At 66.9% G+C, this 25,645-nt stretch carries 25 protein-coding genes; 5 read left to right on the top strand and 20 right to left on the bottom strand.

The window, feature by feature from the left end; all coding sequences use genetic code 11:
• Positions 1–2 precede the first annotated feature (2 nt).
• The 9 genes from O9271_RS03655 to O9271_RS03615 form a co-directional block, all read right to left on the bottom strand.
• Entirely contained in the window at positions 3–860 is an 858-nt protein-coding gene (locus O9271_RS03655) for a PHP domain-containing protein (RefSeq protein ID WP_298266254.1), read from the bottom strand.
• Entirely contained in the window at positions 857–1,123 is a 267-nt protein-coding gene (locus O9271_RS03650) for a hypothetical protein (RefSeq protein WP_298266253.1), read from the bottom strand. Before O9271_RS03650 ends, O9271_RS03655 begins: the two co-directional genes overlap by 4 nt.
• Before the next feature lies 1 nt (position 1,124).
• On the bottom strand, positions 1,125–1,370 hold the full coding sequence (locus O9271_RS03645; RefSeq protein WP_298266252.1) for a hypothetical protein: 246 nt from the start codon (positions 1,368–1,370) through the stop codon (positions 1,125–1,127).
• A 7-nt stretch (positions 1,371–1,377) separates the two neighbouring features.
• A complete protein-coding gene (locus tag O9271_RS03640) occupies positions 1,378–2,721 on the bottom strand; it encodes a dihydrolipoamide acetyltransferase family protein (RefSeq protein WP_298266251.1) in 1,344 nt (447 codons plus the stop codon).
• Between the two features lie 297 nt (positions 2,722–3,018).
• A complete protein-coding gene (locus O9271_RS03635) occupies positions 3,019–3,312 on the bottom strand; it encodes a hypothetical protein (protein WP_298266250.1) in 294 nt (97 codons plus the stop codon).
• Positions 3,313–3,334: 22 nt separating this feature from the next.
• Complete coding sequence (locus O9271_RS03630; RefSeq protein WP_298266249.1) at positions 3,335–3,877, bottom strand: hypothetical protein; 543 nt, start codon at positions 3,875–3,877, stop codon at positions 3,335–3,337.
• Complete coding sequence (locus O9271_RS03625) at positions 3,874–5,205, bottom strand: inositol-3-phosphate synthase (RefSeq protein WP_298266248.1); 1,332 nt, start codon at positions 5,203–5,205, stop codon at positions 3,874–3,876. Before O9271_RS03625 ends, O9271_RS03630 begins: the two co-directional genes overlap by 4 nt.
• A 5-nt stretch (positions 5,206–5,210) precedes the next feature.
• Positions 5,211–5,852, bottom strand: a complete 642-nt coding sequence (locus O9271_RS03620; protein WP_298266247.1) for a CDP-alcohol phosphatidyltransferase family protein — start codon at positions 5,850–5,852, stop codon at positions 5,211–5,213.
• Positions 5,853–5,968: 116 nt separating this feature from the next.
• On the bottom strand, positions 5,969–7,342 hold the full coding sequence (locus O9271_RS03615; RefSeq protein ID WP_298266246.1) for a DUF1343 domain-containing protein: 1,374 nt from the start codon (positions 7,340–7,342) through the stop codon (positions 5,969–5,971).
• A gap of 264 nt (positions 7,343–7,606) precedes the next feature.
• Here O9271_RS03615 and O9271_RS03610 point away from each other — a divergent pair, with 264 nt between their 5' ends.
• The 5 genes from O9271_RS03610 (at position 7,607) to O9271_RS03590 (ending at position 13,803) form a co-directional block, all read left to right on the top strand.
• Complete coding sequence (locus tag O9271_RS03610; RefSeq protein ID WP_298266245.1) at positions 7,607–8,695, top strand: serine hydrolase domain-containing protein; 1,089 nt, start codon at positions 7,607–7,609, stop codon at positions 8,693–8,695.
• Between the two features lie 237 nt (positions 8,696–8,932).
• Entirely contained in the window at positions 8,933–9,289 is a 357-nt protein-coding gene (locus O9271_RS03605; protein ID WP_298266244.1) for an iron-sulfur cluster assembly accessory protein, read from the top strand.
• 54 nt (positions 9,290–9,343) lie between these two features.
• Positions 9,344–11,302: a glucosamine-6-phosphate deaminase gene (gene nagB / locus O9271_RS03600; RefSeq protein WP_298266243.1), complete on the top strand. Its 1,959-nt coding sequence runs from the start codon at positions 9,344–9,346 to the stop codon at positions 11,300–11,302.
• Between the two features lie 12 nt (positions 11,303–11,314).
• Positions 11,315–12,856, top strand: a complete 1,542-nt coding sequence (locus O9271_RS03595) for a sodium:solute symporter (RefSeq protein WP_298266242.1) — start codon at positions 11,315–11,317, stop codon at positions 12,854–12,856.
• Positions 12,853–13,803, top strand: coding sequence for a BadF/BadG/BcrA/BcrD ATPase family protein (locus tag O9271_RS03590; protein ID WP_298266241.1), 951 nt, complete (start codon positions 12,853–12,855; stop codon positions 13,801–13,803). The genes O9271_RS03595 and O9271_RS03590 overlap by 4 nt, the downstream gene beginning before the upstream one ends.
• A 120-nt stretch (positions 13,804–13,923) precedes the next feature.
• Here the strand turns inward: O9271_RS03590 and O9271_RS03585 are convergent, their stop codons facing one another.
• From O9271_RS03585 to O9271_RS03535, 11 genes are all read right to left on the bottom strand, one after another.
• On the bottom strand, positions 13,924–15,210 hold the full coding sequence (locus tag O9271_RS03585) for a cation:dicarboxylase symporter family transporter (protein ID WP_298266240.1): 1,287 nt from the start codon (positions 15,208–15,210) through the stop codon (positions 13,924–13,926).
• 26 nt (positions 15,211–15,236) lie between these two features.
• Positions 15,237–16,721 carry an amino acid permease gene (locus tag O9271_RS03580; protein ID WP_298266239.1) on the bottom strand — a complete coding sequence of 495 codons (1,485 nt, stop codon included), beginning with the start codon at positions 16,719–16,721 and terminating at the stop codon, positions 15,237–15,239.
• A 113-nt stretch (positions 16,722–16,834) separates the two neighbouring features.
• Positions 16,835–17,704, bottom strand: coding sequence for a hypothetical protein (locus tag O9271_RS03575; protein WP_298266238.1), 870 nt, complete (start codon positions 17,702–17,704; stop codon positions 16,835–16,837).
• A gap of 152 nt (positions 17,705–17,856) precedes the next feature.
• On the bottom strand, positions 17,857–18,267 hold the full coding sequence (locus O9271_RS03570; RefSeq protein WP_298266237.1) for a biopolymer transporter ExbD: 411 nt from the start codon (positions 18,265–18,267) through the stop codon (positions 17,857–17,859).
• A 2-nt stretch (positions 18,268–18,269) separates the two neighbouring features.
• The gene (locus tag O9271_RS03565; RefSeq protein WP_298266236.1) at positions 18,270–18,734 is read right to left on the bottom strand and encodes a biopolymer transporter ExbD; all 465 of its coding nucleotides are present in this window, start codon (positions 18,732–18,734) and stop codon (positions 18,270–18,272) included.
• Between the two features lie 71 nt (positions 18,735–18,805).
• Positions 18,806–19,537, bottom strand: coding sequence for a MotA/TolQ/ExbB proton channel family protein (locus O9271_RS03560; RefSeq protein ID WP_291262371.1), 732 nt, complete (start codon positions 19,535–19,537; stop codon positions 18,806–18,808).
• Between the two features lie 29 nt (positions 19,538–19,566).
• Complete coding sequence (locus O9271_RS03555; RefSeq protein WP_298266235.1) at positions 19,567–20,283, bottom strand: energy transducer TonB; 717 nt, start codon at positions 20,281–20,283, stop codon at positions 19,567–19,569.
• Between the two features lie 113 nt (positions 20,284–20,396).
• Entirely contained in the window at positions 20,397–21,932 is a 1,536-nt protein-coding gene (locus O9271_RS03550; RefSeq protein ID WP_298266234.1) for an ATP-binding protein, read from the bottom strand.
• A 10-nt stretch (positions 21,933–21,942) separates the two neighbouring features.
• On the bottom strand, positions 21,943–22,611 hold the full coding sequence (locus tag O9271_RS03545; protein WP_298266233.1) for a response regulator transcription factor: 669 nt from the start codon (positions 22,609–22,611) through the stop codon (positions 21,943–21,945).
• On the bottom strand, positions 22,608–24,029 hold the full coding sequence (locus tag O9271_RS03540; protein ID WP_298266232.1) for a sigma-54 dependent transcriptional regulator: 1,422 nt from the start codon (positions 24,027–24,029) through the stop codon (positions 22,608–22,610). Before O9271_RS03540 ends, O9271_RS03545 begins: the two co-directional genes overlap by 4 nt.
• Complete coding sequence (locus O9271_RS03535; RefSeq protein WP_298266231.1) at positions 24,026–25,555, bottom strand: ATP-binding protein; 1,530 nt, start codon at positions 25,553–25,555, stop codon at positions 24,026–24,028. The genes O9271_RS03540 and O9271_RS03535 overlap by 4 nt, the downstream gene beginning before the upstream one ends.
• Positions 25,556–25,645: the final 90 nt, after the last annotated feature.

The following is a 25,645-nucleotide window of genomic DNA, read 5'->3' as shown; positions in this document are numbered from 1 at the left end:
GCCTACGCGGTGGTCGTGCCGCGGGTGGCCACCCGGGCATCCTGCCAATCGAGCCACACCTTGGGAACGAGTTGGCCCCCCAGCTTGCGGGGGCCGTCCTGCGTGCCATGCCAGTCGGATCCACCACTGGGGAGCAGTCCGGCCTTCTCCGTGTGCTCGACCAGTCGCTGCACGAGATACGGGGGATGGCTCGGATGCAGTACTTCAACGGCATCGAGGCCACGGTCGGCGAGGCGCGCGATGCGGGCCGGGGTGGCGAGTTCTCCCGGATGCGCCCAGACGGCGAGTCCACCGGCCCGATGTACCAGGGCCATGGCATCGGCCACGTCGAACTGTTCCTTGGCCATGTACGCGGGGCGCCCCCAGCCTATCCACTTGTCGAACGCCTCGCGGAACTCACGCACCCAACCGCCGGCCAGCATGGCGCGGGCGATGTGGGGGCGGCCCACGGCGCCGTCGGCTGCTTCGGCAAGCACGGCGTCCATGGTGATCGGAATGCCGTGCGCATTGAGCGTCTCGACGATGCGCTCGGCGCGCTGCACCCGCTGCACGCGGAAATCGGCGAGCGCATCTGCCATGGCGTGGAGGTCGGTCAGGTGGAGACCGAGGAGATGCAGTTCTTCGCCCTCGAAGTGCGTGCTGAGCTCGACCCCCGGCACGATGCGCACCCCGAGGCGCTCGCCCGCTGCGTGCGCCTCGGGGAGCCCGTCGACCGTGTCGTGATCGGTGATGGCAATGGCGTGCAGCGCCGCGTCGGCAGCGGCCTGCACGACGGCAGCCGGCGGCAAGGCGCCGTCCGAGGCAGTCGTATGCACCTGCAGATCCACGAACGCCGCTGGCGCCGTGGCCTCGTCACTCACGAGCGGTAGCCGGCTTCGGGGGAACGCGCGCCCGGCTGCGACGCCCGGAAGAGCTCCACGAGCTGGGCGTCGTCGAACTCGGCCAGCGACTGCTCGCGCGAACGCACTCCCATGGGGGAGTAGCGGGTCACGCGCACTTCGCGCCCATCCCCGGCGCCCGTCACGAAGATGAGTCCGAATTCGTCCCCGACGTACTGCGTGAGGAAGCCGGACGGATACACCTGCCATTCGCGTCCATCGATGTCGATACGTCGCGTGGGCATCTCAACCTCCCTGTACTTCACGCCACAGATGGCTCGACGCGTCATGGCCGTGGAGCGATGCGATAGCTGCATCGCTCGCCGCCTCGGTGAACTCCACGAAACGCCCGCGTTCCGTTGCGTGCTCAAAGACCCAGAAGTGAGCGAGCACGGCCGCCGCGCGTGATTTACGCGCGGCCAGTGCCGCCAGATAGTCCGCCCGCTCGTCGTCGCCGACATGGCGTTCCACGATGGCAAGGGAGCGGGCCATGCGCTGTTCAAACCGTGGATTCGGAGACCGACTCGAGCGCCTTCTTGAGATCGCCCATGAAGCGATCGGCGTCGGCGCCATCGACGACCTTGTGATCGAACGACAGCGAGAAGTAGCAGCAGGTACGAATGGCGATCGTGTCCTCGCCGTCGGGACCCGTCATCACCTTGGGGCGCTTCTCGATGGCGCCGAGGCAAAGGATGGCCGTGGTTCCCACGGGAATGATGGGCGTGCCGGTGATGGAGCCGAAGGTCCCCGGGTTGCTGATCGTGAACGTCGCATCCTGCACGTCGCTGGGGCTCAGCTTCTTGCCGCGCGCACGCGCCGCCAGGTCGTTCACGCCACGCGTGAGTCCGGTGAGGGAGAGTTCATCGGCCCGCTTGAGCACCGGCACGATGAGCCCCGCGGGTTCGAGCGCCACGGCGATGCCGAGGTTGACCTGCTTGCGATAGATGATGTCGGTGCCGGCGACGGCGGCATTGAGCACCGGGTGCCGCTTGAGCTGCGCGCTGACCGCTTGCAGGATGAACGGCATGTAGGTGAGCTTCTGCCCCGACTGCGCCTCGAAGGCGTGGCGCATCCCCTGGCGCAGACGCGCCACACGGGTGAGGTCGATCTCCCAGAAGGTCGTGACGTGCGCGGCCACCCGGCGCGCCGTGGCCATGTGGTCGGAGGTCAGCTTGCGGATCTTCGACATGGGCTCGACCACATCTCCAGGCCACGGCGTGGGCAAGGGTCCGTGTGTGTCGGTTCCTGCCGGGGCGTACATGGACGCTCCGGCGGGCGCCGCTGCCGCCGCTGCGGGGCGGTTGGCGAGGAAGGCGTCGAGGTCCCTGCGGGTAACGCGACCGGCAACGCCGGTGCCGGAGAGACCGCCAATCTCCACGCCGTGCTCGGCGGCCATCTTGCGCACGAGCGGCGACGACTTGGTACGCAGGCGCTCTTCAAGTGAACCCGGCGCCATGGCCGGCACCGCGGGACTTGCCGACGATGGCGCAGCCGCCGAGGCCGCGACCGGGGCGACTGCGGCTACTGCCGTGGGAGCAATCGAGTTGGCAGCTTCGGCGGGGACCGGCGCGCTGGGGGCCGGCGCGGCGGCTGCGGCCGCGGCATCGGTTTCGAGACGCGCCACTACCGTGTTCACCGCCACGGTCATCCCTTCGCCAACGAGGATTTCCATGAGCACGCCAGCGGAGGGAGACGGAATCTCCGCATCGACCTTATCCGTGGAGATCTCGAAAATGGGCTCATCGCGCTTGACGTTGTCGCCAACCTTCTTGAGCCACCGCGATACCGTCCCTTCCGCGATGGATTCGCCCATCTGCGGCATGATCACGTCTACACGAGCCACTCGGTCATCCTCGATATGTGGAAACTGCGTCTTCGGCCCGGTCGCGGCGCTTGAGGCGCCACAGCGCGACTACCGGGAGCGTGACGGCACCGATGGCGGCGCCCCACCCGGCGTACACCCACCATTCGCACGCAGGCAAGCCGGGGTCCGGGGTGCAGCGATTGAAAAAGCCCAGGAGCTTGCCGATGCCGACCCCGGACATGGCCCCGCTCACGGCGCCGATGAAGAAGGTAAAGCATCCGACGCCGATATTCCGCCCCGTGCGATCCTCACCGGGCGTCGGCGGTCCCGCCGCCATCAGTACCCGGCCTCGATCAGGTGACGGGGATCGGCAGCGCGGTGCAGCGCATTGAAGTAGCGCTTGACGTTCTTGTCGAGCCGGCTTTCGCCCACCTGGTCGGTGTGCACCTCGACGAACGTGTAGTGGCCGCCCTCCATCTTGACCGAGAGGGTCATGGCACCGAGGGCGCCGGCATAGGCGCGCGAGCGCGCGTCGGCGCTGCTGCGAGCGAGGCCCAGCTCGCCGAAGTAGCGATCGGCCTGCTCGAGCACCATGTCGGGTGTGAGCGAACAGCGATGAAAATGCCGCATGCAATGTCTCCGTGGGGGTCCGTCAGGGCACCCGCTTCCGGGCGGAATCCGACGCGGCCGGCGCCGCGGGCAGTGTCTTGGCCGAATCCTTGACGCGCGTGGAGATGGGCGTCCGGATGTTCATGCCGGGTTCATCGGCCTCCAGGATATCCTGGGTCCAGTCCTGCGTCTTCTGCAACTCCTTCGTGGAGTCACGCCGGAACTGTATAGCCATGGCCCACAAGCCCGCGGTGACGAACATGAGGTTGCTGCGATACGTACCAAGCTCGCCGGTTTCCTCGAACCCGTTGGACACGGTCTTCATGTCCTTGTTGGTAGCGAAGATGCGCCCCTCTCCCCCCTGAATGGGGACGCCGCTTTCGCGGTCGTGCACGATGACCCGCCAGTAGATGGGCTCGAGCGCGCGCGTCGGAATGGTTTCCGGCGCGACTCGGATGACGAACGAGTCGGTACGGAACCGCAGCTCCCGAATGTTCTTGCGGCCGGCATCACAGCCGGCGCTGAAGGCGCCGGCTGTGATCGCGAAAGCCGCGCCGGCGATCCAGCGCGCGCGCGTGTGTGTCACTGATAGTATTCCAGCCCGAGGTGCGTGATCTGGTCCTCACCCATGAGGTGACGGAGCGTGTTCTTCAGCTTCGTCTGCTGGATGAAAAGGTCGTGCTCGGGCTGCAGTCCCGCAGCCACCGTGGGCGCCTTGTAATAGAAGCTTAACCATTCCTGAATGCCCTTCATTCCGGCACGCTGGGCGAAGTCGCTGAACAGGGCGAGGTCGAGCACGAGCGGCGCGGCCAGAATGGAGTCGCGGCAGAGGAAGTTGACCTTGATCTGCATCGGGTAGCCGAGCCACCCCTTGATGTCGATGTTGTCCCAGCCTTCCTTGTTGTCGCCGCGCGGCGGGTAGTAGTTGATGCGCACGACGTGCGAGAAGTCCTTGTACAGCTCGGGGTACTTCTCGGGCTGCAGAATGGTGTGCAGCACGGAGAGCTTCGACTCTTCCTTCGTCTTGAACGACGCCGGATCATCGAGGACTTCGCCATCGCGGTTGCCGAGGATGTTGGTGGAGTACCAGCCCTCGAGGCCCAGCATGCGCGCCTTCATGCCCGGCGCGATGACGGTCTTCATCCACGTCTGGCCGGTCTTGAAGTCCTTGCCGGAGATGGCCACGCCACGCTTGTTGGCCAGGTCCACCAGCGCCGGGAAATCGGCGGAGAGGTTGGGGGCACCATTGCAGTACGCCACGCCTTCCATGATCGCGGCATAGGCGTAGAGCATCGACGGCGCGATGGCGTCGTCGTTCTCCTCCATGGCTTTTTCGAACGCTTCGATCGTCTGGTGTTGCGGGCCGGCCTTGATGTAGGTCTCGGTGGAGCCGCACCAGACCATGGCCCCGCGCTCGGCGCCGTTGGCCGCCATGAAATTGCGGATGTCAGCGCGGAGTTGCTCGGCGAGTTCCTTCTTGTTCGCGCCCGACTTCACGTTGGTCGCACCGGTAATGCGCGTGACGTAGCGGCTTTCGAACACCGCCGGCATGGGCTTGATACTCTTGAGGAAGTCGGCGATGGGCTCAATGTCGTCCTTGACGAGCACCCCGGCCTTGGTGGCCGCGGTGTACGCGTCATCAGGGATCGGATCCCAGGCCCCGAAGACGATGTCGTTGAGCGAGGCGAGGGGTACGAAGTCCTTGATGAGCGGGCTGCGGTTGTCCGTACGCTTGCCGAGGCGGATGGTGGCCATCTGGGTGAGCGAACCGATGGGCACCGACAGGCCGCGGCGCACGCGCTCGACGCCGGCGATGAAGGTGGTCGCCACGGCGCCGAGCCCCGGCGTGAAGATGGCGAGCTTCCCCGTGGCCGGGGCGATGTTCGCGGGAGTCCCGCGGGTCGAGTCGGACACTGCGTTTATTCTCCAGGAGAAGTAGGTGTCGGAGCAGCCGTGGCGGTGCGATAGACATACGCCATGCGCTGGAAGAACGTGACCCACGCCGTGACCATGAGGAGCGTCACGATCGTGGCCAGCACCCAGCCGTGCAGCGCCAGGCCGAAGAACGCCTGCGGCGCGGCCAGCAGCGTGATGCGCTCAGGGCGCTGCAGCACGCCCACACGCGCCGAGAAGCCGAGCCCTTCGGCGCGCGCGTTGGTGTACGACGTAAGGAACGTGGCGATGAGCGCCAGAGTTGCCACGATGACCATGCCCTGATTGGCGTGCTGCACATGCGTGGCGTAGAACACCACGAGCCCGCCGAGCAGGAAGCCGTCTGCCACCCGGTCGAGGGTGGAGTCGTAGAAGGCGCCGAACAGACTGGTGGTCCCCGTCCGTCGCGCTACCGTGCCATCGAGCACATCGAAGAGTGCCGTGAGCCCGAGGAACCAGCCCCCGGTTCGGATGTGGCCGGTCGCGAAGATCACCCCCGCCGTACAGGTGCAGAGCGTCCCGACGGTGGTGATGGTATTGGGACGCACACGCTTCGCGACCAGCCAGTCTGCCACGGGGGCGATGACTTTCAGGTATCCGCTTACGATGGCGTTCCAGATGGCTTTCATCAGGGCAACAGTGACTGGACCGGGCGCGGTGGAGCGATCTCGACTGGCGCGACCGGGCGCTGGCCCGAGGGCTTTGGGCTCGGGGGCAGCCCGGGAAAGCTAGAACTCCCCCCACGTCAACGGTAGAGATGGAAGCGACGGGCGTCCTTTTCGAAGGCCACGACCTGCGGCAACAGCCGATCGAGCACGGCGTCGGGATCCCGCCCCGCCAGCAAGGCCTCGCGTACCCGCGCCGAGCCCATGCGGAGGTCGAAGCCCGGGAGCGTGAGGCGGAGGGAATCCCCGTGCACGCGATGGAGCGCCCAGAGCAAGGCCGCACCGATGCGTGCCGGCTGCACGCGTTCCCGATCGGTCACTTCCAGCCGAATGCCAGGAATGCTGCGCCCGGGATACTTGTTGTCCCCCGGCTTGTCGGGGGTGAAGCGCTCCGCGCGGAACTTCACGCCGGTGAGCGTCAGGTCCTCGAGCAGGCGTACCAGCGTATCGGCACGCAGCCACGGGGCGCCAATGCGCTGGAAGGGCTGCTCGGTGCCGCGCCCCACCGACACGTTGCTCGCCTCGAAGGGCACCAGCGCCGGGTAGAGGAGCGCCGAGGTGAGATTGGGCATGTTGGGCGATGGACGGACCCAGGGAAGCTCCGTGTCGTCGAACCACATGCGTCGTCGCCAGTTGCGCATGGGGATGACGGAGAGTCGCGTGCCCATCTTGAGGTTGGCCTGGAACAGCCGGGCGAGTTCGCCCATGGTGAGGCCGTGCCGCAGTGGCGAGGGGTAAACGGCGAACCCGTTGGTGCGGTTGGTGCCCGTGGGATACTCGGCGTTGGCCAGGTTCGAATCGAGGAGGGCCCCCTCGGTGAAGGCACCGGAGAGGGGATTGGGGCGATCGAGCACGAGCACGGGGATCCCCCGCCGTTCGCCGGCCTGCATGGCGTAGAGCACGACGCCCACATACGTCCAGGTCCGAGTCCCGATGTCCTGCAGGTCCACGACGAGCACGTCCACGTCCTGCAGGAGGCTGTCGGGCGGAGCCATGGTGGTGCGCTGATACAGCGAATGCACCGTGAGGCCAGTGCGCACATCCCGCTCGTCACCCAGCCCTTCGCGATCGTAGGTGCCAAGCGCGCCGTGCTCGGGGGCAAAGAGGCGCACGAGCTTGACCGATGCCTGCTGTGCACGCGCATCGGAAAAGAGCAGATCCACCGTTCGCCGGCCACGCTCGTCCACACCCGTCTGGTTGGTGACCAGCGCGACGCGCTTGCCGGCAATGAGTTTCACGCTGTCGTCGAGGAGCACCGTAATGCCGGGGCGAACCTTGCGATCGAGAGCACGCGTGCGCAGCCCCGGCGGCAGGTCGGCCCCGTCGTCGGTGGCCGGACCTGCCCCCCCCTGCCGCCCGGCGCAAGCGGCCACCCCGGCGGCCACCCCGGCGGCCAGCGCAAGCAGCGACCAGCGTCGCAGCCTGCCGTGCGGTCCTGCCCATGTCGCGTTCACGCGCTTCCTCTCCACAGTAAGTTCCGGCTGCGTTCACGCGGCCCCCCGCGCCACGCCCCCGGTGCGCCCCATCCCTGCCAACACATGACCGGCACGACTCCCCATATCCGGCGGCCGCTTCGGTCGGTCCCGTCCTGGAAGCTATCACGTCCCCGCACGCGGTGGGTATGCAGGGCTGCCGCGTCCTTGCTGCTTGCCGCGTGCCAGTCGACAGTGCGCCCGCCCGCGCGCCCGGTCGCCGCTGGGGCCGCGGTCTCTTCATCCATGCAGCGCGCGGTGGCGGACAGTCTGCGCATCGTGCTTGAGAGCGCCGTGGCGGAGGGGGCATTTCCGGGCGGCTACGCCGTGGTGGGGACGCGCGAGGGCATTGTGGCCGAGTATGGCGCGGGGCGTCTCGACAGTGCCGATGCCTCCAGACCGACCGCGCAGACGGTCTGGGATCTGGCCTCGTTGACCAAGGTGGTCGGGACCACGAGTGCGGTGATGCAGATGGTGGCGACCGGCGCGATCGCTCTCGATACGCCGGTGGTACGCTACCTGCCCGAGTGGACGGCCCCTGTCGCGGCGGGGGTCACGGTGCGCCACCTGCTGTCGCACCATGCGGGGCTTCCGGCGTGGCGTGCCCTGTACAAGGAGGCCGATACGCCCGAGGAGGCGTGGCGGCTGGTGCTGGCCACGCCGCTGGACACGGTGCCGGGGGTCCGCTTCGTGTACAGCGATCTGGGCTTCATCCTTTTGGGCCGGTTGGTGGAGCGGATCAGTGGCGAACCGCTGGCGGAGTATGGCCCGCGTCATGTTTTCGGTCCGGCGGGGATGCGGGACACCCGGTACCTGCCCCCGGCGTCGTGGCGGGGGCGCACGGCACCCACGGAGCAGGATCCATGGCGGCAACGGAAGCTGCGGGGCGAAGTGCACGACGAGAATGCCGCGCGACTGGGTGGGGTCTCCGGCCACGCCGGGCTGTTCTCCACGGCCACCGATCTGGCGCGCTTTGCCCGCTTGTACCTCAACGGCGGCCGACTGGATGGACGGCAGGTGCTGGACTCCGCCATGATCCGGCAGTTCACCACCGTGCAGAACCCCACGGTCTCGTTGCGGGCGCTGGGGTGGGAGACGCCCACAGGTCGCAATTCGGCGGGACAGCGGTTGTCGCGACGCGCGTTCGGGCACACCGGGTTCACGGGGACGTCGCTCTGGATGGACCCCGAGCGCAACCTGTTCGTGGTCCTGCTCACCAATCGGGTGAATCCCACGCGTCAGAACAGCCGCATCGGCGCGGTGCGCAGCCGGCTGGCTGACGCCGTGAGCGGGGCCATGAGCGGCACGCCCCCCGACGCCTCCCCTGGGCAGTGATCCCAGCGCCGGAGGCGGCGGCGCGACTGGCCGCTGGCCCGTGGCGTGATGCACTGAGTGACGGGCAAAGGGATCCTCGCCCCGCCTCGAGTGTTTCTTGCAAGGGGAGTGATCCTCTCGCTATTATCCGCGTAGCACGAACTGACGCCCACGAGGGGGCGGCTCGCGAGGGCGAGCAGACCACGTGGGTGCAGTCCATCGGGTCGGCGACCGAGCCGACCGTTTCGGAGGACGAGTATGAGCACGATGCAGCAGCCGGACGTCATGGTGATCATCACGCCTGTAGCCGTGGCCGAAGTGCGCAAGTTCATGGAAGCCGAGGGGGTGACCGTCGAGCAGGGCGGCCTGCGCGTGTCGGTGATGCCCGGTGGATGCAGCGGCTTCAAGTACGGGCTCGTGATCGAAGACAAGTCGGCGGACGACGACATCACGGTCGAGATCGAGGGGATCAAGGTGTTCGTCGATCCGTTCTCGGCGCAGTACCTCAGCGGCACCACGATCGACTACGTCTCTTCGATGCAGGGCTCGGGCTTCACGTTCAAGAATCCGAACAGCACCGGCGGCTGCGGCTGCGGCAGTTCGTTCTCGGCGTGACGCGTCCGATCGCCCGCCGGGCGATCATTCTTCACCATCTTCGATTTTCCGTTCATGGCCTCCGAATCCACGGCGGCCCGTGATCAGGTGCAGGCCCGCACGCTCGAGTCGAGCGGCGGGCCTGTGCGCGTTGCGGGTACGCCCTTCGTTCATGCCGGTGTCACCGGCACCGCGCGCGAGCGCATTCCCACCATCATCATCGATGAACACGGCGCGATGGCGCGGGCGGTGGCGGGGCGCATAGCCACGCTCATCCGCGAGCACGCGAGCGCCGCTCGACCACTCGTGCTCGGGCTGGCGACCGGCAGCACGCCGATCGGGGTGTACCGCGAGTTGATCCGGTTGCACCGCGAGGAAGGGCTGAGCTTCCGCCATGTGGTCACGTTCAATCTGGACGAGTACTACCCGATGCGGCGGGACAGCATCCACTCGTACCATCGGTTCATGTGGGAGAATCTCTTCTCGCACGTGGACATCGATCCGGCGCACGTGCACATCCCCGACGGGTCCCTACCCCGGGCCGACGTGGAGGCCGCGTGTGCCGCCTACGAAGCGCGCATCGCCGCCCTGGGGGGCATTGATTTTCAGCTGCTCGGCATCGGCAAGACCGGGCACATCGGCTTCAATGAACCGGGCTCCGGCGAACAGAGCCAAACCCGCCTCGTGCACCTCGACAGCATCACGCGCCGTGATGCGGCTGCCGATTTCTTCGGCGAGGAGAACGTGCCGCGCGAGGCCATCACGATGGGCATTGCCACCATCATGGGGGCACGCGAGATCGCGATCCTCGCGACCGGTGAGCACAAGGCCGGGATCGTGCGGCGTGCCGTGGAAGGCGAGATCGACCGGGCGGTGGCGGCGACGTTCCTGCAGCGCCATCCGAACACGACCTTTTACGTGGACGACTCGGCGGCAGTCGATCTGACGCGGGTGGCCACGCCCTGGTTGCTGGACGAAGTGCATTGGGGGGACGCCCTCATGCTGCGCGCCGTGACGTGGCTGGCGGCGAAGTGCGGCAAGGCCATCCTGAAGCTCACGCAGCAGGACTATGCCGACAATCACCTCACCTCCCTGGTGGCGCGGCACGGTTCCCCGGGCGCCGTGAACGGCCTCGTGTTCAACATGCTCGGCGCCAAGATTCGCGGCAAAAGCAAGCTGCCGCGCGGCCTGCGCACCATTTGCTTCTCGCCGCATCCGGACGACGACGTCATCTCCATGGGCGGCATCCTCCGCAAGTTCGTGGAGAACGGCAACGACATGACGGTGGCGTACATGACGAGCGGCAATATTGCCGTCTTCGACCATGATGTACGCCGGTATCTCGACTTCCTCGTGCGCCTCGACGCCGAGCGCATCGGCGGTGGCGCGAATGTGCGGGCGCTGGCGGAGACGGTGCACGCCTTTCTCGATCGCAAGCAGCCCGGTGAAGTGGACATTGCCGAGGTGCAGGACATCAAGCGCATCATCCGTGAGTCGGAGGCGGTGAGCGGCATCGAGGTGATGGGCCTGTCCAAGGCACACGCGCGATTCCTCAACCTGCCGTTCTATCAGACCGGCAAGGTGCGCAAGGATCCGATCGGGCCGGCCGACGTGGCGATCGTGGCCCAGCTGCTGCGCGAGCTCAAGCCCGACCTCATCTTCGTGGCCGGCGACCTGTCGGACCCGCACGGCACCCATCGCATGTGCAAGGAAGCGATCGACCGCGCCGTGGCCGAGGTCTACAGCGGCGCGCAGGCTGGCGCACGCCCCGAGATCTGGCTCTATCGTGGCGCCTGGCAGGAGTGGCCGGTGACGGAGGCCACGGTGCTGGTGCCGTTGTCGCAGGAGGAGCTGACCCTGAAGATTCAGGCGATCTTCAAGCATCAGTCGCAGAAGGACTCGGCCCCCTTTCCCGGGCAGGACGAGCGGGAGTTCTGGCAGCGCGTGGAACAGCGCAACAAGACGACGGCACGCCAGCTCGACCAACTCGGCCTGGCGGAGTATTTCGCCATGGAGGCGTATGTCATCGCGTAAGTCGAGGGACGCGTGAGCGGCACCTTCAATCTTCTCGACCTGCTGGTGCTGCTGTTGTACCTGGGCGGCACCACGGCCCTGGGCATGTACATCGGGCGCGACCAGAAGTCGGCGAACGACTACTTCGTGGCCGAGCGTGCCATCCCGTGGTGGGCGGTTCTCTTCTCGATCGTGGCGAGTGAGACCTCGGCGCTCACCTTCATCAGCATTCCGGGGTTGTCGTACACCGGCAACCTCGGCTTTCTGGAGGTGGTGGGCGGGTACATCCTGGGACGCATCGTTGTGGCGTACACGCTGCTGCCGCGCTACTTCAACGGCAACCTCGTGACGGCCTATGCGCTGCTGGAGACGCGTTTCGGCCTCGCGACTCGTCGATTCACGTCGATCGTGTTCATGATCACGCGCGCCATGGCAGACGCGGTGCGCGTGTTTGCCACGGCCATTCCGGTGGCGCTGATCATTGGGCCGGTCATGCCGCGCGAGTACACCATGCCGGCGGCCATCCTGGTGCTGGGTGTGCTGACGGTGATCTACACGTATCGCGGCGGGATGAAGGCCGTGGTGTGGACCGAACTGCTGCAGGCGAGCATCTACGTCCTGGGGGGCATTGCCGCGATCATCCTGCTCGGTGATGCCGTGGAGGGAGGGTGGAGCACGATCGTAGACCGTGCCCGGGCCGCCGGCAAGTTGCAGGTCATCGACTGGTACGCCGGGTTCGACCGCCCGCACACCATGTTTGCCGGTCTGATCGGGGGCGCGTTCCTGGCGATGGCGTCGCACGGGGCCGACCAGATCATCGTGCAACGCCTGCTCTCCAGCCGATCGCTAGCGCAGGCGCAGGTGGCGATCATCGGCAGCGGGTTTGCGGTGTTCGCACAGATGACGCTGTTCCTCTTCGTGGGGTTGGGCCTCTGGGTGGTCTACAACGGGCAGTCCTTCCCGCAGGCCGACCAGATCTTTCCCACGTTCATCATCGAGCGCATGCCGCACGGCCTGATCGGCCTGATCGTGGCCGCAATCATTGCCGCGACCATGAGCACGCACTCGGGGGCGATCAACGCTCTGGCCGCGTCGTCCACCTACGACATCTACCTACCCTTCACCGGGCGCAGTGCGGACGACCCGCGGACGCTGAAGGTGAGCAAGCTCTTCGCCCTGGTGTGGGGCGTGGGACTCACCCTGGGCGCCCTCCTCTTCAAGGAGCAGGGCACGCCGGTGGTCGTGATCGCGCTGTCGATCGCCTCGTTCACCCAAGGTGGCCTGCTGGGCGGGTTCTTTCTCGGGATGTTCTGGGACCGTGCCAACCAGCGTGACGCCATCGTGGGAATGAGCGTGGGGATCGGGTGCATGGCGTTCATCGTGTTCGCCAAGCAGATCGTGGCGGCCTACCCATCCATGGCTCCCACGCTGGGGGGGGTGGCCACGATAGCCTGGCCGTGGTACGTACTGATCGGCCTCACGATTACCTTCGTGACGGGCATGTTGTTGTCGTTCACCCACGCGGCGCCCGCCGACCCGGCCGGCGCGTCGCTCGCATCGAGGAGTGTCAGATGAGCGCCGGACCTCTTGACCCGACGCCATTGGTGGTGGGCGTGGATGGTGGTGGAAGCCACACGCGCGTGCTTCTGGCCGACGCCGCGGGCACTGTGCTCGCCCGCGTCGAAGGCCCCGGCAGCGCCCTGCGCCCCGGTGCCGAGGGAGCGGCGGCGGACATCATCAAGGCGCTCATTCAGGACGCGCTCGCCACGGTGGAGCGTACGGAGACGCGACCGGCCGTGTGCGTGGTTGGCGTGGCTGGCGCGGGGCAGGAACGGGCGGCGCAGGCGCTCTGGTCTGCCCTCGCCAAACATCGCGTGGCCGATGATGTGTCCGTCCAGGCCGATGCGGTGATTGCCATGGACGATGCGTTCGGCGACTCGGCCGGCGTGCTGCTCGTTGCGGGCACCGGCTCGGTGGCCTACTCCAAGGCACCGGACGGGCGTCTCGAGCGCTGCGGCGGGTGGGGACCGAACGTGGGGGATGAGGGGAGCGCGCATTGGCTCGGGCGCCGTGCTCTGAGCGTCGTGACGGCTGCGCACGATGGCCGCGAGCCGGAAACGGCGTTGACAGGTGCCGTGCTCACGGCCCTCGAGCTTGAGACGTTGGACGACCTGATTCCGTGGGCGGCCACCGCCACACCCGCCACGCTGGCGCTGCTTGCGCCGGTGGTGGCGCAGGTGGCGGGCACCGGTGACTTGCGGGCCAACGCCCTGATCTCGTTCTGCGTGGAGGAGCTGGCGTTGCATGTGCGCACCCTCGCCCGACGCTGCTTCACCGACGAGCGAGCCGCCATCCCGGTGGCGCTGGCAGGCGGGCTGCTCTCCCGCGGCTCGCTGGTGCGCAAGCGACTCGAGCAGCGTCTCAAGAGCGCGGTGCCCGGCGCCACCGTGCGCAGCGACGACGTCGACGCCGCGCGCGGCGCGGTACGGCGTGCGCGGCGCCTGTTGGGGGTCGAAGTCTAGCCGCACTCTGCGTCTGGTTCGCGCGGGGATGCCGCTTCACGTGCATCGTGGCGTGTGGCCGTGAAACGCAAACGGGCCGATCATGATGATCGGCCCGTTTGTCCTTGTCGCCACCTGCGTTCAGGCGGGGACGGGCTCGGTGACCGGGCCGTCCTTCAATTCGCCTTCCCAGCGGGCCATGACGGCGGTGGCGAGACAATTCCCCAGCAAGTTCACCGAGGTACGCGCCATGTCCATGATGGCGTCAACGCCGAGAATGATGGCAATGCCTTCGAGTGGCAGGCCAAACTGCGCCAGCGCGCCGGAGAGGATTACGAGGCTTGCCCGCGGGACGGCCGCCACGCCCTTCGAGGTGAGCATGAGCGTGAGCATCATGAGCAGCTGCGTCCCGATGGGCATGTCGATCCCGGCGGCCTGTGCCACGAACACCGAGGCGATGGCGAGATACAGCGTGCTGCCGTCGAGATTGAACGAGTAGCCGGTAGGGAGCACGAACGACACGATACGCCGCGGCACACCGAACTTCTCCATGGCCTGCATGGCCTGCGGGAAGGCCGCTTCGGACGAGGCGGTGGAGAACGCGATGAGCCACGGTTCCTTGACCAGCGCCCAGAAGCGCTTGATGTCGATCCGGGCGAGGAGCGCGACCGGCAGCAGCACGATTACGACGAACACGATGAGCGACACGTACAGCGTGCCCACGAGCTTGGCGAGGTTGAGCATGACGTCAAGGCCGCTCTTGCCCACCGTGACGCCGATGGCGGCCCCGATCCCGATGGGGGCGTAGGCCATGACGATGCCGACGAACTTGAACATGATGTCGCTGAGCGACTGCAGCCAGTCGATCATGAACTTCTTCGACGGCCCTTCCACCTTGGCGAGCGCGACGGCGAAGATGATGGCAAAGAAGACGATCTGCAGCACCTCGTTCTGTGCGGCCGCCTCGAAGAAACTCTGCGGTACGGTGTGCTCGAGCACCGACGCAAAGGTGGGCGTCTTGGCAGCGAGTGCCTTGAACTCCTCGCTATCGCCGGCCGCCGAGATGGCGAGACCAACGCCGGGCTTCGCCAGGTTGACGGCAATCAACCCGATCGCGAGCGCAAGCGTGGTCACCACCTCGAAGTAGATGATCGAACGCAGCGCCAGCTTGCCGACCTTCTTCATGTCGTCGCCGTGACCGGCGATGCCCACCACCAGGGTACTGAACAGCAGCGGCACGATCAGCGACTTGATCATGCGCAGGAAGATGTTGGCCAGCGGCTTGAGGTTCTGCGAGAACTCCGGGGCAAGCCACCCGATGAGGATCCCGACGATCATCGAGATGATGATCCAGCCGGTAAAGCCAATGCCAAGGAATCCCTTCTTGCCGGGGGTGGCGGCGGGTGTGTCGGCGGAAAGATGTGCCATGGGACGGGAAGAAGGTGAGCCGGCGCTCAGCGATCCGTGGCGCCGGTGCGCAGCACGGAGTTGCGATAGCCGTAGACGAAGTAAAGCCCGAGGCCGACTGCCATCCATACGCCGAACGCAATCCACGCGCTGACGGGCAGTCCCTTCATGACGAAGACACAGGCGCCGGCGCCGATGAGCGTGACGGCCCACACGAACGGGACTCGGAAGGGGCGCGGGCGGTCGGGTTCGCGGATACGGAGCACCAGCACACCGATGCAGACCACCGCGAAGGCCGCGAGCGTACCGATGTTGGTGAGGTCATAGGTCGCGGCATCATCGGCCAGCAGCGCGCCCAGCGCCACGAGCACCCCCGTAATGAGCGTGGTGACCTTGGGCGTGCGTGTCTTGGGATCGAGCTTGGCGGCAAAGCGTGGCAACAGGCCATCGCGCGCCATGGCGTAGAAGATGCGCGGCTGGCCGTACTGGAACACCAGCAGCACTGCGGACATGGACACCACGGCGCCTGCGGCCACGATCCAGCTGGCGGTCTCAAGGCCGGCGAGGGAGAGCGCCTTGGCCAGCGGGTCGGAGCTGCGGAGCTGATCGTACGGCACGAGGCCGGTGGCCACGAAGCCGACGATCACGTAGATGAGGGTGCAGATGGCGAGCCCGCCCAGGATGCCGCGCGGCAGGTTGCGTTGCGGGTCTTTCGTTTCCTCGGCGGCCGTGGAGATGGCGTCGAAACCGATATAGGCGAAGAAGACGATGGCGGCACCCTGATGGATGCCGGTGAATCCGTTGGGGGCAAAGGGCTTGTAGTTGGCCGGATCGATGTGCAACGCCCCCACGATGACGAACAGCCCCAGCACGATGAGCTTGATGATCACCATGATGTTGTTCGCCCGGGTGCTCTCCTTGACGCCCCGCATGAGCAGCGCCGTGATGGCGGCGACGATGCTGAAGGCCGGGAGGTTGACCAGGACGGGCACGCCGGCAATGCGCGGGGCGGTGTCGAGCAATGCGCGCACGGCGGGATCACTGCTGGCCTTCACATTCCAGTAGCCGTGCGTGAGCCAGCCGGGGAGTTCGATGCCGAACCCGCTGAGCAGGGCGTTGAAGTACCCGCCCCATCCGATCGCCACCGCCACGTTCCCCACGGCATACTCGAGGATGAGCGCCCAGCCCACGATCCAGGCGACGATTTCCCCGAGCGTGGCATACGAGTAGGCATAGGCGCTACCGGCCTGGGGGATCATGGCCGCCAACTCGGCGTAGCAGAGTGCCGCGAGTCCGCAGACAGCGCCGAGCAGCACGAAGGAGAGCACCAGCGCGGGCCCTGCCCCGTAGCGCACGACCGTCCCGTCGGCGAGGGTCTCACCGGCGGCGGCCGTACCGAGGGAGGAGAAGATGCCGGCACCGATCACGGCGCCGATGGCCAGCATGACGAGATCGCCTGCGCCAAGCGTGCGGCGCATGCCGTGCTCGCCGTCGTCGGCAGCGACGATCGGCTTACGATCGAACAGCCCCATGACGTATCTGGGAGGTGGGGGGAGGCGAGCGCCTCGGGAGGGGAGTGTACACGCGGTGCAGGCGAACTCACGCGCGGCCTGAAACGCTAGCGCAAACTAGTGCGCTGCGCGGGTCACAGCGAGTAGGTAATCTCGGCGCGCGCGCGAACGGGGACGCCCTGTGCATTGACCGCCGGGCGGAAGCGGATGGAGACGAGCGCCTCACGCAATTTGCGATTGTAGGCCCCATCCTTGGTGGGGCTGAACTGCAGGTCGAGCACCTTGCCGGTGGAGTCGACATCGAAGACCACGACAATCGTGCCCTTCGCCTTGTTGGGTACGGGGAGCGGCGGGAGAAAAAGCTCCGTGGGGGCCGGCGGATATACCGTACCAGGCCCGCCGCCCGTACCGGCGCCGACGCCGCTGCCGCGCCCGGTGCCGACGCCTGAGCCAACACCGCCACCGCTACCGGGCCCGGTGCCGCCGCTGCCGTCATTTCCCGTGCCCACGCCTGTGCCTGCACCGGCCGCAGGTGTGGTGGCCGCCGTGGGCGCCGCCGCGGCGGCCGGCGCCGTGGTTGACTGGGGGGGCGGCGTCTCCGGTGGGGTAACCTTGGGCTTCTCCACCGGTGGCGGCGTGATGGGGGGCAGCACCTGCGGCCGCGGCGGTACCGGTACGGGAGGCGCCGGCGCCGGTGTGGGCGCAATGGGTACGTACAGGAGCCGCTCCTCGATCATGCGGCCACCGGCGCCCCTGTTCCCGCCGCCGCCGCCACCCGCCGGCCCCAGCCCCCCGGCGCCCATGACGGCGCGCAGGAGCTCGGGCGACGTGAACGGCACGATGAGCAGCAGGACGATGGCCACGTGCAGGAGCACGGCCAATACCAGACTGCGCACACGCCGCGGCGAGTCGACCGGGATCCCGATGGGCGGCCGATATCGGGGCCGCGCCGGGGGATCGGGGGTCGTCAGGGTGAACGGTTCGATTGGCGGACGTCCGGCCATGCGGCAGTGGGAAAGGTACGACGCAACGACGGGGTGGGCGGCAGGGGTGCCGACCGAGGGCCCGTCGAATGTACTACGGCGGGCGACCCCGAATGGGTTCGCCCGCCGTATTGAACACCAGAACAGCCTATGAGGTGCCCTCGACCAGCCCCTTACTTGGGCGCGACGCCGATGACCTTGACCCCGGCGCCACGCGCCTGGTCCATGGCCCACACCACGTTGGCGTAGGTGGTCATGGTGTCACCCTTGACGAAGATGATCTTGTCCGGGCGCGGATCGTAGATCGACTTGAGGCGCTCGAACAGTTTGGCCTTGTCGATCGGTTCCTTGTTGATCGCGTACTTGTCGTCGGGCAGGACCTCGAGCACGATCTGATCCGGGTTCGCATTCGGCTGCGCCTGCTGCGGATTCGGGTCGGGGAGCTGCGTGTCGATGGCCTTGCGGCTCATCGGCACGATGATCATGAAGATCACGAGGAGCACGAGGAGCACGTCGATCATGGGCGTCACGTTGATCTCGTTGGTGAGACCGCCGCCGCCACCACCACCTGCGGACATGCCCATCGTCAGTTGCCTCCCGGCCGCAGGCGGTCGCTCTCGACGAGCGACTCGGTACCCGGTGCCTGTTCAGTGATGAGGGCTGCCACACGCACACCATTGCGCGAGAGCTTGTCCATGGCGTCGATGACCTTGAGGTACTGAAGGTCCTTGTGGGCCTTGACGTACATGATGTAGTCATCGCGCCCTTCCACCCCGTAGATCTCACGCACGAGCGTTTCGAGATCCTCGTTGCGGACCGGCTTCTTGTTCAGGTAATACTGACCCTGATCGTCGATACCGAGCACCTGGTCTCCGTCCTCTTCCGGGTGCGGCTTGAGGTTCTGGCCCTCGGGCGGCACCGCGGTAAAGCCCGCGTTGATCTGCGGAATGGTGATCATGAAGATGATCAGGAGCACCAGCATCACGTCGATCATGGGAGTGACGTTCGGATCGGCCTTGACGCCGCCGCCGCCACCTGCACTCATGCCCATGCGTTACTCCTTGCGTGGAGCCCGGCTGACGCGCGCCCCGTTCTGGGGGCGCGCCACCGGACCGACGGTGATTAGTGCGAGATCGGGGTCTGGCCGGCCGTGTTGAACTCACGCGTGAAGCGCGAGCGGCCGAACTCACCCGACACCCCCTTGATGAGGTAGTCGATCATTTCCTTCGACGTGTACGTCATCTCGGCCGTGAGATTGTCGATCTTCGTCTGGAAGTAGTTGAACGCCCACACCGCCGGAATGGCCACGCCGATACCGATGGCCGTGGTGATGAGGGCTTCGGCGATACCGGCCGCCATGGAGGAGATACCACCGGCGCCCGACGTGGACATGGCCGTGAACGAGTTCACGATACCCATGGTCGTACCGACGAGACCGACGAACGGCGCCGTGGCACCGACCGTGGCGAGCACGCCGAGGCCGCGCTTGAGGTCGACGACCGTCATGAGCATTTCCCGCTCGACGGCACGCTCGGCCGAGTTGATGTCGGCCACGGTAACCGAGCCGTCCTGGATCAGGGGACGGATTTCGCCGAGGGCGCCGCCCAGCACGCGCGCCACGTGCGACTTCTTGTAACCTTCCGCCAGCTTGATGGCCTCGTTGAGGTTGTCCTCTTCAAGGAACTGCGAGAACTCCGGGGCAAACTTGCGGGTTTCGCCCTGCGCCTTCCGCATCTGCCACCACTTCTGGATGATGATACCGGTCGAGTAGGCCGACATGATCAGCAGCGTCCAAACGATACCCTTGGCAAACCAACCCATCTCGTGCCAAAGGTCCATGATATCCATACCCATCGTGCTTTCTCCTGGGAAACGGTGGTGGCTTAGCGATTGAGTGAGAACTGGAACGGCTGCTGCACGAGCTGCTTGACCTTGCGTCCGCCCACTTCAGCAGGCAGGAAGCGCATACGCTGCAGCGCGTTCCGGACGGCGGTCGTGAAGAGGTCGTTGTCGGACTTGAGCGCCTTGAAGGTGTTCATTTCCGCGCGGCCGGTCGTATCGACCACGAACTGGGCGAGCACCTGCCCTTCGATGCCCGCGCTGCGGAGCATGTCGGGGTAGGCCGGTCCCTGGGCGCCGGGCGCCATGACGACCGGCTTTTCGACCTGGAAGTCGAAGTAGGGCTGATCGCCCTGTGGCACCACGGCCTTCCCACCTTCGACACCCTTCGCGATACCACCGGCGACACCCTTTCCGGAGAAGTCGGCCTCGTCCGTGACCTTCTTGGACAGGTCGATCTCAGGGATGACGTTGGGGATTTCGATTGGAGCCGAAAGCAACTGGAAACCCTTCGGTGGCGGCGGCGCCGCGACAACGTCAGGCGGTGGCGGTGGCTTTTCCGGCTCGGGCGGCTTGGGTTCGTCTTTCTTGACCTCGACGAAGTCCAACTTCTCGACCTTCTCGTCCTCGATGGCCGCACCGGCACCCTTCGTCACCGCGATGAGCGCGGCCACGATGGCAGTGTGAACGACCAAGGACATGAAGGACCCGCCGGCGCGTTTCTGCTTCTTTGCCTGAGACTCGATCAGGTTATTGAACATCTCGCTGGTCCGGGGTACGGGCTACCAACGTCGGCCCACGGAGCGCCCGCGGGTGACTGGCCGATTCTACCGCCTGGAGATGATCCGGCAATGATTGCCAGATTAGGATCCGATTAATCCGCAGTTAGCATTCCGTTCATGTCGATCGGCCCCTCCGTGCTATTGACAATCGACTGATACTCCCCCGTCATGCCGGAGCCGGGAGCGCCCGCGAGCGGCAGCGTCACGGTGAAGGTACTGCCGCGCCCCAGACGGGACTGCACGTCGAGGGAGCCGCCGTGCGCCTGCGCGATCCACTGTGCAATGGCGAGACCGAGACCAAATCCACCTCGTTCGCTGGCGCGTGACCGCACGCGATCGGCGCGCCAGAAGCGTTCGAATACATACGGCAGGTCGGCGGCGGCGATGCCGATGCCGGTGTCGCGCACTGCGAAACGCACCACTTCCTCGTCCCGCTGCAGGGAGATCTCCACGGTCCCCCCGCGCGGCGTGTACTTGATGGCATTCGTGACGAGATTGAGGAACAGCTGCCGCAGTCGCGTGAGGTCGCCCAGGACCTCCGCGTTCTCGAAGTGCTCTGCCAGAATCACCAATCCCGCGTCTTCGCCGAGGAGGCGCGCCGTCTCCACCACCTCGCGGGCCAGTGGGGCCAGTTCCACCGGTTCGCGATACAGGTCGAACCGCCCCTCGTCGGCGCGCGCCAGCGTGAGCAGCGAGTCCACGAGGTCGGCCATGCGGGTCACCTGCTGCAGCGCTTCCTCGAGCGCCACGGCCTGATCGGTCTCGCTGGAGGTGGGCGACATGGCCCGCTCGACGTCGGCGCGCATGACGGCCAACGGCGTCTTGAGCTCATGGCTGGCGTCGGCGGTGAAGCGACGCAGCGCACCGAACGAGGTTTCAATGCGCTCGATGAACGCATTGAGCGTGGCGGACAGTCGCGCGAGTTCCTCGCCGGCCGCGCCGATGGCCAGGCGGCGATGCAACGACCGACCGTCGGTGATGGCTTCGACCTGGTCGATGATGCGGTCGATGGGTCGGAAGGCCCGCCCGGCAATGACCCACGCGAACAGCATGGACACGATGACGAGGATGGGCGACACCACGAACATCGTATTGGCGATGCTGTCGAGCGCCTCATCGATCTCCCGCGTGCTCAGCGCGGCGTACACACGGTACCTGGCGTCGTCGCTGAGCGGAACGTCGCGCGCCGCCAGCAGCACTTCGTCGTTGAACAGGCGCACGCGCTGCATGCCGTTGTCTACGCGGGACTCACGGGCCGACCGGCTGAACCGGTCACGATCGGACACGGACAGCGTGCTGACCTGCGGCGAGGCGTAGATGTCGTAGCCGGTGCTGTCCTGCACCAGCACGTAGCCGTCGAGCAAGGACAGGAAGGCGCCCATACGCTGCCCGACCGAGCGGGCCGCCAGGGGGTCCTGCTTGATCAGCATGGGCTCGGTGCCGGTGGTGCGCGCGAGCTCGATGGCCTTCACGATATGCTGGGCCTCGTTCTGGACGCGCTCCTCGAGCTGTCGAAAGAGGATCTCGCGACGGACCGCCAGCAGCGACACCGAAAACACGAGCAGCGACCCGATGGAGGCCGCCGTCCACGCCCACGTGAGGCGCGCGCGGATGGAGCGCATGGCCATGCCGCCTGCGCTACGCGCGAATCATGTAACCGACCCCGCGGACGGTCGTGATGAGCTTCTTCTCGTGCTTGGCGTCGATCTTCTTGCGCAGGTGATTGATGACCACGTCGACGATGTTCGTGCCGGGATCGAAGTGGTACCCCCAGGCATACTCGGTAATGAGCGTGCGGCTCATGACCCGGCCGGCGTGGCGCATGAGGTACTCGAGCACCGCGAACTCCTTGGGAGTCAGTTCAATCGGCTCACTGCCCCGCCGGACCTCGCGCGTACCCTGATCGAGCTCGAGATCCCCGACGGTCACCAGGGGACTCGCCAGGGCCCGAGGCCGACGCAGCAGCGCTTCGACGCGCGCCAGCAGTTCCTCGAAGGCGAAGGGCTTGGTGACGTAGTCGTCGGCCCCGGCGCGCAAGGTCTCGACCTTGGCGTCCACCGCGTCCTGTGCCGTGAGCACCAGCACCGGACGCTCGAACCCCTTGGCCCGCAGCGAGCGCAGCACGTCGAGCCCGTTTCGTCCCGGGAGGCGCATGTCGAGAATGATGAGATCGTACGGCTGCGCGGTGGCGAGCCGCTCCCCCTCGAGACCGTTGTTGCACAAGTCCGCGTGCCAGCGCTGTTCCTCGAGGCCACGTCGCACGAACTCGCCCACGGTGGGATCGTCTTCGATGACCAGGATTTTCATGTGTTGCGCCCCGATGGCCGCTTGAATCCGTATTCGCGAATCTTCCGGTACAGGGTCTTGGGGGAAATGCCCAACTGCTCCGCCGCGCGTCCCTGATGCCATCCCGTGCGCTCGAGTGCCTCGGCGATGTGCTGGCGTTCCAGGTCATCGAGCGACGCGCCCGCACCGGCGGACCCGGCCACCGGCGTGCCAGCCCCGGTGCCGGTGCTGGCGCCAGCCAAGGTCAGATCGCTGACCTGCACCACCGCCCCTTTCGCCACGAGCGCCGCGCGCTGCATGGTGAGTTGCAGCTCGCGAACATTGCCTGGCCACGAGTGCCGCTCCAGCGTCGCCGCGGCTTCGTCGCTGAGACGCAACCCACGCCCGCGAGACGCCGCCGCGAGGAAGTGATGGGCCAGCAGCACCACATCGACCGGGCGGTCGCGCAAGGCGGGCAACACGACCCGCATGCTGGCCACACGATGCAGGAAGCCCTCGTGCACCGTCCCCTTCGCCACACCGGCCGCCAGGTCGTGTGCCGTGGATGCCACCAGGCGCGCGGTGAGGGGTACACGCCGCTCTCCACGACGTGGCACGAACGCGCCGTCGTCGAGGATGTGACACAGCGCCGCCTGCGCCGCGATGGGCAGGGCGTGCACATGCTCGAGATAGAGGGTGCCACCGGCCGCCAGCTCGAGGGCGCCCACGGCACGGTCGGCGCTGTCGTCTGCCGTGGGCCCCGCGCCGGTCGGCGCCCCAAGCAGTTCATCGAAGGCCGTGGCCGCCGTAAGCGTCTCACAGTCCACACGAATGAACGGCGCTTCCGGGCGTCCGCCCTGGTCGTGCAGCACCCGGGCGAGCAGCCGCTTGCCGGTGCCGGCCTCGCCGGTCACAAGCACCGGGAGCGGACTGGCGGCGAACTGGTGCACCATGGCCAGCACGGCCCGCAACGGGGCGTATTGCGTGAGGAATACGGAAGGCGTCTCCTCCCGGTGCAGGCGGGCCGCAAGATGCCGATTGCGCCGCACCAGGAGGCGCTTTTCCCAGGCTCGCCGTACCAACGCCTCGATTTCGGCCATGCGATACGGCTTGGACAGGAAATCGTACGCCCCCAGTTTGAGCGCGGCCATGGCCGTCTCGATGGTCCCGTTGCCGGTGATGACAATGACCTCGGGGGGCATGAGCTCTTCGCGCACGAGACGCAGGACCTCGAGCCCGTCGAGCTCCGGCATGACCACGTCGAGCAGGGCCACGTCGAAGAGTTCGCGGCGCAGCAGCTCGAGCGCCGAGCGACCGTCACGCACCATGCGCACCTGAAACCCGCGGGCCGTCATGAACTGCTCGAGGATTGCCCCCAAGTGCGCTTCATCCTCGGCGATGAGTACCCGGATGGGGGACTCGCCCGCCAGCACCGCGCTCCCGGTTGCCGGCGTGGTCATGGCTGCTCCGCCGCGTTGACCGCCGCGAGCGTACCGAGGGCGTCGCGGGCCGCATTGCCTGCGGTGCCGAGCACGGGCAGGGACACGCGGAAGTTGGCCCCCTGTCCCTCTGCGGAAACGAGCTCCAACGTGCCGCCGTGGTCCACCACGATGCCGTAGCAGATGGCCAGTCCGAGGCCGGTCCCCTGCCCCGGGGCCTTGGTGGTGAAGAACGGCTCGAACACCTTGGCCTGCAGCGTGCGCGGGATCCCCGGCCCGTCGTCTTCCACTTCGAACACCGCCTGCAGCAGGTCGGCGGCATGGGCGAACCGCGTCCGGATGACGACACGCCCCTGCTCGGGGGAAGCGTCGAGCGCGTTCATCGCGAGGGCGATGAGCACTTGCACCAGCTGATCGGCGTCACCCTCCACCATGAGCGGGCGGTTGGCCTCGAGTTCGGTGATAACCTTGACCCGCTTGAAGCGCGGATGGTGCTGCAGCAGAAAGAGCCCCTGCTGCACCACGGTGTTGAGATCCAGCGATTCACGTCCCAGCGCCTTGGGTCGCGAGAAATCGAGCAGGCCGTTCACGATCTTCTTGCAGCGCTGCACCTCGAGGTCGATGATGTGCAGGAGCTCGGCCGGCGGAACACCCGTGCCGGTCTCCGCCTGCATCGCCATGGACTCTGCGCACGCGGCGATTGTGGCCAGCGGGTTGTTGATTTCGTGCATGACGCCCGCCGCCAACTGCCCCAGTGCCGCCAGCTTCTCGGCCTGCGCGGTGCGGTCGAGCGCTGCCCGCCAGTCGGTGATGTCCTCCCCGATGGTGATGACGTGGGTGACGTCGCGCCCACCCATCCGCATGGGAATCTTGGAGATGCGGAAGGTCCGGGTGGTTCCGAACGCGTTGCTCTCCATCTGGAACTGCTGCAGGCGACCGGAGGCGAACACCTCGTCGAACTCCTTCCTGAGCAGGGCCGCGGGCTGGCGGTGCAGCACCTCGAAGATCGATCGCCCCACGGCATCGGCGCGCGCGACGCCCTGGAGGCCGGTTTCGCGCTTGTGATTCCACGCCTGAATGCGGAACTCCCGGTCCACCACGTACAGGCCGAGGGGGAGCGAATCGACGATGCACTCGATGAACGCGCGCTGATCGGCGACTTCACTCACGCGGGCGGTCAGCTCCTGCTCGAGATCATGCAGGTAGGCGTCACGGCTGATGGCCACCGCGAGCAGCGCGGCCACATCGTCCACGAGGGTCGTGGCCTGGGGGGGCAGCACCCTCTTGCCATGCACGATGAGCGTGCCGACCCGGGTCTCGCCGGCCATGACGGGCACCAGAGCCCGCCGGGCCTCTGGGCCCTCACCCGTTCCCGGTACTGCACCGGGGTCCGCGGCGCCGTTCGCCGTATCGAGTGTAAGCCGTTCGACGCCGATCGCCGGGGCGAGGTGCTCGAGCACGGCGGCGATTCCGTGGGTCGCGCCGTCAGCCGCCGCCAGCAGGCGCACGAAATCCGGGAGGGTTGCTGACGAAGGTGTGGGAGTCACGGCATCGGGCGCGGGGGAAGCGCGGCCCCGCCGCCCGCGCTGCTTCGCGCGGGGTTCATGGGACCACCACCGCAAGGTAGGCCTACCCAG

The sequence above is a fragment of the Gemmatimonas sp. genome (genome assembly GCF_027531815.1).
Lineage (GTDB): Bacteria > Gemmatimonadota > Gemmatimonadetes > Gemmatimonadales > Gemmatimonadaceae > Gemmatimonas.
Note: the sequence above shows the minus strand (reverse complement) of the source record. Positions and strands in the feature narration are given on the sequence as shown.

Coding starts and splice junctions, on each gene's coding strand:
- O9271_RS03650 (WP_298266253.1), bottom strand. CDS start 1,123: ATGCCCACGCGACGTATCGACATCGATGGACGCGAATGGCAGGTGTAT.
- O9271_RS03645 (WP_298266252.1), bottom strand. CDS start 1,370: ATGGCCCGCTCCCTTGCCATCGTGGAACGCCATGTCGGCGACGACGAG.
- O9271_RS03635 (WP_298266250.1), bottom strand. CDS start 3,312: ATGCGGCATTTTCATCGCTGTTCGCTCACACCCGACATGGTGCTCGAG.
- O9271_RS03620 (WP_298266247.1), bottom strand. CDS start 5,852: ATGAAAGCCATCTGGAACGCCATCGTAAGCGGATACCTGAAAGTCATC.
- O9271_RS03610 (WP_298266245.1), top strand. CDS start 7,607: ATGCAGCGCGCGGTGGCGGACAGTCTGCGCATCGTGCTTGAGAGCGCC.
- O9271_RS03605 (WP_298266244.1), top strand. CDS start 8,933: ATGAGCACGATGCAGCAGCCGGACGTCATGGTGATCATCACGCCTGTA.
- nagB (WP_298266243.1), top strand. CDS start 9,344: ATGGCCTCCGAATCCACGGCGGCCCGTGATCAGGTGCAGGCCCGCACG.
- O9271_RS03590 (WP_298266241.1), top strand. CDS start 12,853: ATGAGCGCCGGACCTCTTGACCCGACGCCATTGGTGGTGGGCGTGGAT.
- O9271_RS03585 (WP_298266240.1), bottom strand. CDS start 15,210: ATGGCACATCTTTCCGCCGACACACCCGCCGCCACCCCCGGCAAGAAG.
- O9271_RS03580 (WP_298266239.1), bottom strand. CDS start 16,721: ATGGGGCTGTTCGATCGTAAGCCGATCGTCGCTGCCGACGACGGCGAG.
- O9271_RS03575 (WP_298266238.1), bottom strand. CDS start 17,704: ATGGCCGGACGTCCGCCAATCGAACCGTTCACCCTGACGACCCCCGAT.
- O9271_RS03570 (WP_298266237.1), bottom strand. CDS start 18,267: ATGGGCATGTCCGCAGGTGGTGGTGGCGGCGGCGGTCTCACCAACGAG.
- O9271_RS03565 (WP_298266236.1), bottom strand. CDS start 18,734: ATGGGCATGAGTGCAGGTGGCGGCGGCGGCGTCAAGGCCGATCCGAAC.
- O9271_RS03560 (WP_291262371.1), bottom strand. CDS start 19,537: ATGGGTATGGATATCATGGACCTTTGGCACGAGATGGGTTGGTTTGCC.
- O9271_RS03555 (WP_298266235.1), bottom strand. CDS start 20,283: ATGTTCAATAACCTGATCGAGTCTCAGGCAAAGAAGCAGAAACGCGCC.
- O9271_RS03550 (WP_298266234.1), bottom strand. CDS start 21,932: ATGGCCATGCGCTCCATCCGCGCGCGCCTCACGTGGGCGTGGACGGCG.
- O9271_RS03545 (WP_298266233.1), bottom strand. CDS start 22,611: ATGAAAATCCTGGTCATCGAAGACGATCCCACCGTGGGCGAGTTCGTG.
- O9271_RS03540 (WP_298266232.1), bottom strand. CDS start 24,029: ATGACCACGCCGGCAACCGGGAGCGCGGTGCTGGCGGGCGAGTCCCCC.